Here is a 9,816-nt window from a genome sequence, read left to right on the forward strand (position 1 = left end):
TTGTTTTTCTTGGTCATTTGCTGCTCCTTCTTTTAGCATAGCAGATTTCCATTTACACAAACTATGTTACACCCTCGCATATCGAGATTGATAGCTTGCCATTGGTGAATCGACATTAGATATAATGAATCCTTGTCTGTAGATTAATCATAACTTATACAAAAGAAGCACGTTAATTTTCCTACAGCATAGCTGTATTTAGAGAAATTCTTTAACAGCTACCATCTCAATCGCCCGCATATATGCTTCTACAATGACCTGCCGATTGAATTCTTTCTCAACTTTTTTTCTTCCAGCAAGTCCCATTTCTCTCTTTTCCTCATAGGGAATTGCAATAAACTTCTCAATTGCTGAGATTAAAGCTTCAGTTGATTGTGGTTCGAACATGATTCCAGATACTCCATCATCGAATGTTTCTCTACAACCAATATGGTTCGTAGAAAGTACAGGACGCCCACAGGCAGCTCCTTCCAGAAGTACATTCGCGATGCCTTCCAGATGGTAGGAAGGGAGTACCACTGCATGACTTCTCTTGATTAATGCATGTATATCCTTCTGGAATCCAAGATAAGAACCAGCTCCAGTCTCTCCATAAGCTTTAAGTTGCGTCTCATACTCATCTTCTCCAATGAAACCAGCAATATCACAGGTAACATTAGGATGTATTTGGTGTATCTTGATAGCTGCATCCATCATTTCTTCAATGCCCTTATCCTTAATGATTCTTGCAATGAAGATGAGCCTGATGGTCCCATCATCCTCGGGATACTCTTCCAAGGGATGACGGGCAAGATTGACTCCAGAGCCAGGAATCAAGACTGATTGCTCTTTGTTGGTTATCTTATGGTCCAAGAAATAATTCAAGTCTCGCTCATTTTGCAGAAATACCGTACTTGCTCGCTTGAACGCAATACGAAGTAATTTTTGGATGGTAGATTGTAGAACCCCCTTGCCCATCAAAGCTTTTCCTAGTCCTGTCATGTTGGCAATTTGAGGAGCATGCAACATTCTACATACCAATCCCCCATAGATGTTTGCCTTAATTGTATAGGTGAGAACCACAGCAGGTTGTACTTGCTTAATCAAACGAACATATTTTAGAAGGAGCGCCAGATTTGAAACTGGATTCTTTCCTCGTGGAGTGAACTCAGTTGGATAGAAGGTACAACCTAATTGCTCAAAAAACTCAACTCTGTCATTGGATGGAGCTGAAAGGGATACAGAGAAACCATCCTTGAGCAAGCGCTCAATTGTTTCAAGTCTCAGCGTATATAGGTAATCCACATCATTGGATAGGATGAGAATGGTTTTATTCTTCATATCAGTATCGTACTCCAAAAAGACATCATTTCACACAGCTCGCTTATTATATCCAGAATGGAAGCCTTCTTTCATACATTCTGGTTCTAGCACCCTATTTTCTCGTCCTCCCAATTAGTTTCTTTATGCGAAATTTTAAATGTAAATATGGAATCAACAATGATGGTGACACCTTTAGCAGAAAGTAATTGACTCGCACCATGGCACTAGACTGCTTCATCGTGTTCTCATACGTCTCATGGAATTTTACATTCACTTCGGGGATCTTACTTTCTATTGCTTTTGTTTCTGTTCGTTCAGACTTTGGTAAGCTATACCAAGTAACCAGCATGTTGTAAGCCAGCTCGGTAGTATGCGAATAAATTCTATCGCGAAGATACCGAGCGGAATCAGGGAGTTGCTCAATAATTTTTTCATATGCTTGAAAAGCAGTAAAATTCCGGCGAAAACTATACCGGTCAGAATATATTGTGTCCGGGCGAATTATTTCGTAATGGTATAAACAAGTATTTGCCACAACAATCTTGTTTGATTGATGATGATATAAATATCGAACGATAAATTCCAAGTCTTCGCAAACGTTAATATCTGGATTCAGACGAAGATGTGTAGGCAAAAAGAGTTTGTTACACAAATATCCCCGTAGTCCAAACTTTGCTGTGATTTCGTCCAACCCTTCTGTATTTGACAGAATTCGATAGGAGTCACCTTTACATAGACTATCTAAGTATTCTTTCCAACTTTCAGATACAATGCCAAGTGAAGAGAGACAACAGCCTTCATTTTCTTGTATTGCTGAGTACATCGTTTCTATAAAGGTTGGTTCAATCCAATCATCAGAATCTACAAATCCCCAGTAGGCACCTTCAGCCGAATCCATACCTTGATTCCTTGCTTTTGAGACACCTTGGTTGGAGCTATTGATTACTTTAATTCGAACATCGTCTTCAGCGTATCTCCTGCAAATAGCAATACTCTCATCTACCGAACCATCATTAATGAGAATTATTTGCAGATTCTGATAGGTTTGCCCTATGATACTCGTGATACAACGGTCCAATGTTTTCTCAGCGTTGTAGATAGGAACAATTACAGAGATAAGATCATCTTGGGAATACGTCCTGTTGTAATCATTACTACTTCCTTTATCCAAACATAATGCATACAATATCTTGGCAAATTCGCTGAAATTTTTTTCTGCGTCAAAAAATCTTTCCCATGTAGAAAATGCATGGGTTTTCAGACTATCCATTTCTTGGTTTATCTTCGCTGCATATATAGTATCTAATTGAGTTTTTACCTCAAGAGCGGTTGGATTTTCATTGAGTAGAAATCCATTATACCCACTCGTAATCATTTCTGTAATACCACCTACATCGGTTCCAATAGCAGGAACTCCATAAGAGAAAGCTTCCTGAATCGATACCGGGCAACCCCCTTCTGTTGAGGATGTAGTTATAAATACATCAATAGTGTGTGTTTCATAGTAGGTATGCAGTTCCTGGTTTGTAATATGCCCTTTGAAGACATAGCTAATATTCTTTTTATGTTTCAGTGAATGTTCTGCCAATTGGGTCAGGGAATTCATGCTCTCCCCATCACCAAAATGAACCCAAGAAACAGTATACTCTGTTATCAACTCCAGAGCAGAAATAATGAGTTCTACTCTTTTTAAGGGAATTGCATGAGATACACTAATAAGAGAAAGTCCAATATCTTTATCTGAAGGAATTATACCCGATGTTCCATATACTCCAAGACGCGATACCAGGTAGGCACAATCAGAATTGAACCCAAAAGTCTTTCTATAATACTCCAAGCCTTTTTCACTCACAAAATAGAGAGCAGAAAGATATTCATCCTGTGTATACTTAAATGGCTGACGACCTCCCTTTTCTACTCGTTCATTATATAAATCATAACCATGAATCCTGGAGACAATAGGTATTGATTGATAATGTAATTTTTTAAGTAAAAGGCCCATTCCCAATACCTTGTAATTATGCCAATAACTATAAACGAGGTCTTGTTCTGTGATAATTTCAAGCCTTTCAATTTGTTTTGCAGTTTTCTGTGCTTTTGCATAATACTTAATGCTCTGTATTGACCGCTGCAAAACCTGTTTCTTACTTTGAAAAATTATCCCAAGTTCTTTTAGACAATCCTTTGTAAAGAAAAATTGGAGAGTAGATTGAAACGTCTCCCAGAAAGTTGGAATCTTCTGAATCCTATACACCGGAAAATCCCAGATGTAACTGCTTGAGATATCTGATTTTGTATCCGTGGTTACAACTGTGATAGAAAATTTCTGTGTGAGAAACTCAATTTCTGGATATAAAAAAGACTCACCATTCCCAAAGGGCAAGTTATCGGTAAGTAATAACAACTTCTTCATCTTTACACCATTAAAATTGACGATTTAATTATACCAACTGTTTCACAAGACTTGTAGGTTTTATATCCATCCAACGGCAACGAGACCACCGTCTTGCACAACCTCTCCGTGATCGGGCATGGAACATATTGCTTCAATCCCTTGAAAGCTGTCTGCTCGTGCATCGGCTTTGGATAATACACCATGGTGGGAATCCCCTGTTCTTTCAGTCTCCTCTGGAACTCAGTCCGTTGGTTCTCATCATCCAGTTGTATGGTGTATTGCGCCCAGCTGGAATAGTATCCTTCCGGGACTACTGGGGTCTTCACAACATCCCCCAGTGCTTCTGTATACCAAGAAGCCACCTTGTTCACTGCTTCCAGCTCATACTCTTGGAATGCCTTGAATTTCACCAGGAGTATAGCAGCCTGTATGGTGTCAAGACGTGAATTCCAGCCAATCCGCACGTTGTCGTACTTGAAAGAACCCTTCCCATGCACTGCAATTGATCTCAGGTACTCGGCTTCCTTGTCACTGTTGGTGAAAATTGCTCCACCATCACCGTAGCAACCAAGGGGCTTTGCAGGGAAGAAGGAAGTGGTCGCAGCATCCCCTAGGGAACAGGCTTTCCTTCCCTTGTACAATCCCCCAAAGCCTTGGGCCCCATCCTCCAGTACCTTCATACCATGCCTGTGGGCAATCTCGTTAATCCGGTCATAATCTGCAGGGAGACCGAACAGATCCACAGGGATGACCACCTTCGGCTTGAGTTTCCCTTCAGCCTCCACCACAAGGATGGCTTGCTCCAGGCTCTCTGGATCCATGTTGTAGGTATCCGGGTCCACATCCACAAACACAGGGGTTGCTCCCTCGAAAGAGACCACTTCCCCGGAGGCGAAGAAGGTGAAGTCTGGGACAAATACCGCATCGCCAGGGCCGATCCCCCAAGCCATAAGCATCATGGAGAGCGCATCAGTCCCATTCCCACAGGTGATGCAATGTTTCATGCCCACATATGCTGCAAGCTTCTCCTCGAGCTCTTTCACCTGCCTGCCATTGATGAAGTTGCACTCTGTCATCACCTCGATGACGGCCTTGTCCATGTCTGCCTTCAGTACCTGGTATTGTTTCTTGAGATCACGAAATTCCATACTCAGTTCCCCTGCCTCTCGACAAGGCCTCCTGTCTTCTGCTCATACTGCCTGCCGCAATGCTTGCAATGCAGGTTCTCATCTAGGGCGGAACCACATTCACAGGCCCATCCCTTCTGCTGTGCAGGCACTCCAACCATCAAGGCATAATCAGGGACATCCTTGGTGACTACAGCCCCACTGCCGATGAGTGCCCATCTGCCGATGGTTATCCCACAGACGATGGTAGCATTGGCCCCGATGGAAGCTCCCTCTTGTACGAGAGTTTTCAGATAGCCTGCCTTCCCCTTCGGGTATTTTGCCCTCGGGGTAAGATCGTTTGTGAATACACAGGAAGGTCCGCAGAACACATGGTCCTCAAGCGTTATCCCTTCATACAGGGAAACGTTGTTCTGGATCTTGCACCCGTTTCCGATTACCACGTTGTTCGAGACATTCACGTTCTGTCCAAGGGAGCAACCCTCCCCAATCCTTGCACCACTCTGTATGTGGCAGAAGTGCCAGACCTTGCTATCCTTGCCAATGACCACGTCATCATCAACATAGGAAGAAGGATGTACATACCAGTCCATTAAGAGAACCTCCCCTTGAAATCAATGGTCGCACAGTCTTCCAGGGGAAGCCTTACCGGCTTTCCTTCGGCGGCAGACTTGTAGATGGCCAGCACCAGTTCCAGTGCCCGCTTCCCGGCTTCCGCGGTTACCATTGGCTGGCGGTCTTCCTTAATTGATTCAATCACATCAGCAAACAATGGGGTGTGACCATACCCATACACGTTGGGAGGGTTCTCGTGGTAGGTTGTCTTGACCTCTTCGGGATCGTCCAACAGGTCGGCGAAACGCCACTCCTCGATGATGTTCACGGACTGCCCTCCAGCCTTCACTGTCCCTTTCTCCCCAAACAGGTAGAGCGTCTCCTCCAGGTTCTGGGGGTAGATGTTGGTGGTCCCCTCAATGATTCCGTAGGAACCATTGGCAAACTTCACCAGAGCAAGACCAAGATCCTCTGCCTCGATGTAGGGATGGGTGAGGTTGTCGGTATAGGCAAACACCTCTGAAATATCGTCCCCCATCATCCATCTGAGCAAGTCGATGTTGTGGATGCACTGGTTCATGAGGGCACCGCCGTCCTGCTCCCATGTCCCACGCCAGGAGGCCCTGTCATAGTAGTCCCTGCCACGGTTCCACCGGATGTGGGCGGTCCCGTACATCATTTTCCCAAATCGATTCTCCTCCATGGCCTCACGAATCTTCACCACTGACTTGTTGAAGCGGTTCTGGTGACAAGCACATACTTTCACATCCTGTTTCCTTGCCTTCTCGATGATGGCATCAGCATCCTTGATGGAAAGAGCAATGGGTTTCTCAATGATGAGATTGGCTCCGGCATCGATGCAATCCAGGGCGATGGATGCATGCTTGCCGCTCTCTGTACAAATGGAGACCAGATCCGGCTTCTGTTCCTTCAGCATCTCCCGGTAATCGTGATACCTTGCCACGTTCTGTTCATCCAGCTTGAACTTGAGGATCTTGTCCTCCATCATCTGCTCGTTGATGTCACAGACTGCAACGAACTCAAGCTTGTTTGCCAGTGCGGCTGCTATATGGTTGGGAGAGATTCTCCCGCAACCTATCAGTGCATATTTCATCACAGCACCTCGATGTTGTCACGACCGGCAATGGCCTTCATGACGTTCTTGGTATCAAAAATGGCCTTTGCATGTTTCTGTACCAAATCATAGTCAACGTTGCTGTGCGCGGTGGTGATTATGACAAGGTCGGCTTCCTCCAGCAGGTTTACACTCAGTTCCTTCTCGCCCTTCACTACCTTTCCCTTGTGCTGGTACTCTTCCACCCAGGGATCATAATAAGCAACTACAGCACCATGCTTCTCTAGGATCTCTATTACATCCAAGGCCGGGCTCTCCCGGTAGTCGTCAATGTCCTGTTTGTAGGCAACCCCCAGCATCAGGATCTTCGATCCATTGAGGGCCTTACTGAACCTGTTCAGCATCTTCGAGGCCCGTTCTACCGTGTACTCAGGCATCCGGTCGTTGATCATCATCGAGCTTTCAATCATCGAGGTATGGAATCCATACTCCCTTGCCTTCCATGAGAGATAGTAGGGATCAAGGGGGATGCAGTGTCCCCCAAGGCCCGGGCCTGGGTAGAATGCCTGGAATCCGTAGGGCTTGGTCTTTGCAGCATCGATGACTTCCCAGATGCTGATTCCCATCTCATGGCAGAGCTTGGCCAGCTCATTTACCAGGCCTATGTTCACATTCCGGTAGGTATTCTCCAGGATCTTCTCCATCTCTGCCACTGCAGGACTGGAAACCTCGGTCACATCACTGGAAAGCACCGCACGGTACATTACTGCAATTACCTCGGTAGCATCCTTCCCGATACCTCCAACCACCTTGGGGGTGTTCTTCGTCTTGTACAACAAATTGCCTGGATCGACACGCTCAGGGGAGAAGCCGAGATAGAAGTCTTCACCACAGACAAGGCCGGAACCTTCCTCCAGCAAGGGCTTCACCAACTCCTCGGTGGTCCCCGGGTAGGTGGTTGACTCCAGGACTACGATGGAATCCTTCTTGAGATACTTGGCTATCTCCATGACAGAATCCCGTACGTAGGTGATGTCAGGTTGCTGGTGCTCGTCCAGGGGAGTGGGAACACAGATGGCGATGAAATCACAATCCTTCACAAAGGAGAAATCACTGGTTGCCCTGAGCATCCCATTCTTCACCAAGGAAGCCAAGTCTTCCTGGACAACATCACCTATATAATTGATGCCTTGGTTTACCATGTCCACTTTCTTCTGCTGGACATCAAAGCCAGTGGTCTTGAAGCCTGCCCTTGCCTTCTCAACAGCCAGGGGAAGACCGACGTAACCAAGACCGATGACTCCGACTACTATTTGGAATTGTTCAATTTGTTGTATTAGTACTTCTTTTTGCATTTTTTCCTTTATCAGTTTTTACTATATGTTACACAGCAATAATTATAAAACCAAGCGTAGGTAGTAATTCAAAATTCATTGAGAATTTTCATAACAGTAATCCAGAACAGGTCTCATCATTGATTCTGACGAACAATGATCATTGGCAAATTCTCGGATTCTCAATGCCACCCTTTCGTAATCTTCTCCATAGACTTTATCATGGAATTGTATGACTGACTTAATATCAATATACGACTCATCTTCATCCACTTTCATGAAATATGGGAAATTTTCAGGAATGTAGTCAATTTTGCTTGCACTCACTATTGGTAAACCTTTTGCACCATATTCTCGAGATTTCACGGAACTATTGATCTGTCCTTGGGTCCGTCGATGGAGTCCGAAGGATTCAAATGCTAGAGAAACACTATCATACACCTTTTCCAATTCATCAAAAGGCAAAGGACCATGAAAAATTAGATACCCTTTAGAAACAAGTTCTTCCATACCCTTATCACGCTTGATTGCATTTTCGGTAGGCCCAACTATATGCAATACGAATATCCTTTCAGGCTTTGTTGCATAATATTTTTCTAGCCCTTTAATAAGTCGATCAAGGCCATGCCAAAATTCGAAATTTCCAACGACAATACCATGTACTTTTCCATCTTCCTCTTTAGAAACTATCCGCAACGCAGTTCGGGAAAAATCTATACCATTGCTGATAGTGATCGTTGAGACATTAAACACAATAGGATCTATGGCTGCAACTAGTACTATTCGATCTACATAGTGATGAAGTTTTTTCCTATTCCATCGATCTTTTAGTAACAATGGATATCGTAAGAATCCAGACTTCTCTTTATCATATGGATACGTAGGAATTTCAAAGAGGATGATACATTTTGGATTTCTTCTTTTTATCTCTCTAAGGAGCTTAATCGCATACCGGTCAATGTACGCCTTCCGGTAATATACTATATCAACACCATCCAGCTTTTCAGGACAGTACTTGAAAAAAAACATACTTGGGGCGAAGGGGAGCATTCTTGTAGCTTCTTTAAAAACACCACGCTTCCCTTTAGGACTATATGTCAATCGTTTTACATCACCAAGCTTACTAAGTTCGTTGATTTGAGCAAGCTTCTTTCTTTCAATTCCACTATTGCTATTTTGGCCGTATGCCGGACCAAAATCTATGTAGGTAATGTTTAAATTAGTATTCATTGCATTACCTCAGACCATGTTTTTAAGTTTTGGTCTTTTATGCTCATAATCAATCGGGTATCAATCTCCGGCCACTCAATCCCGATACTCGGGTCATCCCACCTGATGCCACCCTCATCTTCAGGGTGGTAGAACTCGTCACACTTGTAGACAAACTCTGCCTCATCGGAGAGGACCAGGAACCCGTGGGCGAAGCCACGGGGGATGAAGAACTGATTCTTCTTCTCTGCAGTGAGGACAGCCCCTACATACTTGCCGTAGGTTATACTCCCTTTTCTCAGATCCACCGCCACATCGTAGACCTCGCCCTTGGTCACCCTCACCAGCTTTGCCTGGGGATACTTCCTCTGGAAGTGAAGTCCCCGGAGCACTCCCTTGCTCGACTTGCTCTGGTTGTCCTGCTCGAACTCACAATCAATGCCTGCCTTCTGGAAGTCTGCCTTGTTGTAGGTCTCCATGAAGTAGCCTCGCTCATCCCCGAACACCCTCGGCTCTATGATGAACACCCCTTCTATTTCTGTCTCCGTGAATGTGAACTGTCCCATTGTATGTCTCTCTCTTTCCCTTGTTATCTGCCTGCGTACATCGACTGGTAGTATTGCTGGTAGGACCCACTGGTCACATGCTCCATCCACTGCCTGTTCTCCAGGTACCAGTCTATGGTCTTGCGAATTCCCTCAGCAAACATCGTCTCGGGCTCCCAGCCCAACTCTTCCCTGACCTTGGTGGGATCTATGCCGTAGCGCCGGTCATGCCCCTTCCTGTCAGTAACGTGCCTGATGAGACGCTCATCTATAC

9 protein-coding genes are annotated in these 9,816 nt (G+C 44.7%); all 9 read right to left on the reverse strand.

Translation table 11 applies throughout. The annotated features are described in order from the left end of the window. Positions 1-198: 198 nt before the first annotated feature. Positions 199-1,320, reverse strand: coding sequence for a glycosyltransferase family 4 protein (locus DYP60_RS13655; RefSeq protein WP_117331576.1), 1,122 nt, complete (start codon positions 1,318-1,320; stop codon positions 199-201). Between the two features lie 94 nt (positions 1,321-1,414). After that, positions 1,415-3,715: a glycosyltransferase gene (locus tag DYP60_RS13660; RefSeq protein WP_117331577.1), complete on the reverse strand. Its 2,301-nt coding sequence runs from the start codon at positions 3,713-3,715 to the stop codon at positions 1,415-1,417. A gap of 2 nt (positions 3,716-3,717) precedes the next feature. Continuing rightward, positions 3,718-4,845: a DegT/DnrJ/EryC1/StrS family aminotransferase gene (locus tag DYP60_RS13665; RefSeq protein WP_117331578.1), complete on the reverse strand. Its 1,128-nt coding sequence runs from the start codon at positions 4,843-4,845 to the stop codon at positions 3,718-3,720. A 2-nt stretch (positions 4,846-4,847) separates the two neighbouring features. After that, positions 4,848-5,417 (reverse strand): acyltransferase, encoded by a 570-nt coding sequence (locus tag DYP60_RS13670; protein ID WP_117331579.1) that lies wholly within the window; start codon positions 5,415-5,417, stop codon positions 4,848-4,850. Beyond that, complete coding sequence (locus tag DYP60_RS13675) at positions 5,417-6,493, reverse strand: Gfo/Idh/MocA family protein (protein WP_117331580.1); 1,077 nt, start codon at positions 6,491-6,493, stop codon at positions 5,417-5,419. The genes DYP60_RS13670 and DYP60_RS13675 overlap by 1 nt, the downstream gene beginning before the upstream one ends. Then, positions 6,493-7,809, reverse strand: coding sequence for a nucleotide sugar dehydrogenase (locus tag DYP60_RS13680; protein WP_117331581.1), 1,317 nt, complete (start codon positions 7,807-7,809; stop codon positions 6,493-6,495). The genes DYP60_RS13675 and DYP60_RS13680 overlap by 1 nt, the downstream gene beginning before the upstream one ends. 75 nt (positions 7,810-7,884) lie before the next feature. Next, positions 7,885-9,018, reverse strand: a complete 1,134-nt coding sequence (locus DYP60_RS13685; RefSeq protein WP_117331582.1) for a glycosyltransferase family protein — start codon at positions 9,016-9,018, stop codon at positions 7,885-7,887. Next, positions 9,015-9,563 (reverse strand): dTDP-4-dehydrorhamnose 3,5-epimerase, encoded by a 549-nt coding sequence (gene rfbC / locus DYP60_RS13690; protein ID WP_117331583.1) that lies wholly within the window; start codon positions 9,561-9,563, stop codon positions 9,015-9,017. The genes DYP60_RS13685 and rfbC overlap by 4 nt, the downstream gene beginning before the upstream one ends. Positions 9,564-9,586: 23 nt before the next feature. Next, positions 9,587-9,816: GDP-mannose 4,6-dehydratase (locus DYP60_RS13695; RefSeq protein WP_206363155.1), on the reverse strand; the 230-nt coding region annotated here is incomplete at its 5' end.

This window comes from Sphaerochaeta halotolerans (assembly GCF_003429665.1).
Classification (GTDB): domain Bacteria; phylum Spirochaetota; class Spirochaetia; order Sphaerochaetales; family Sphaerochaetaceae; genus Sphaerochaeta; species Sphaerochaeta halotolerans.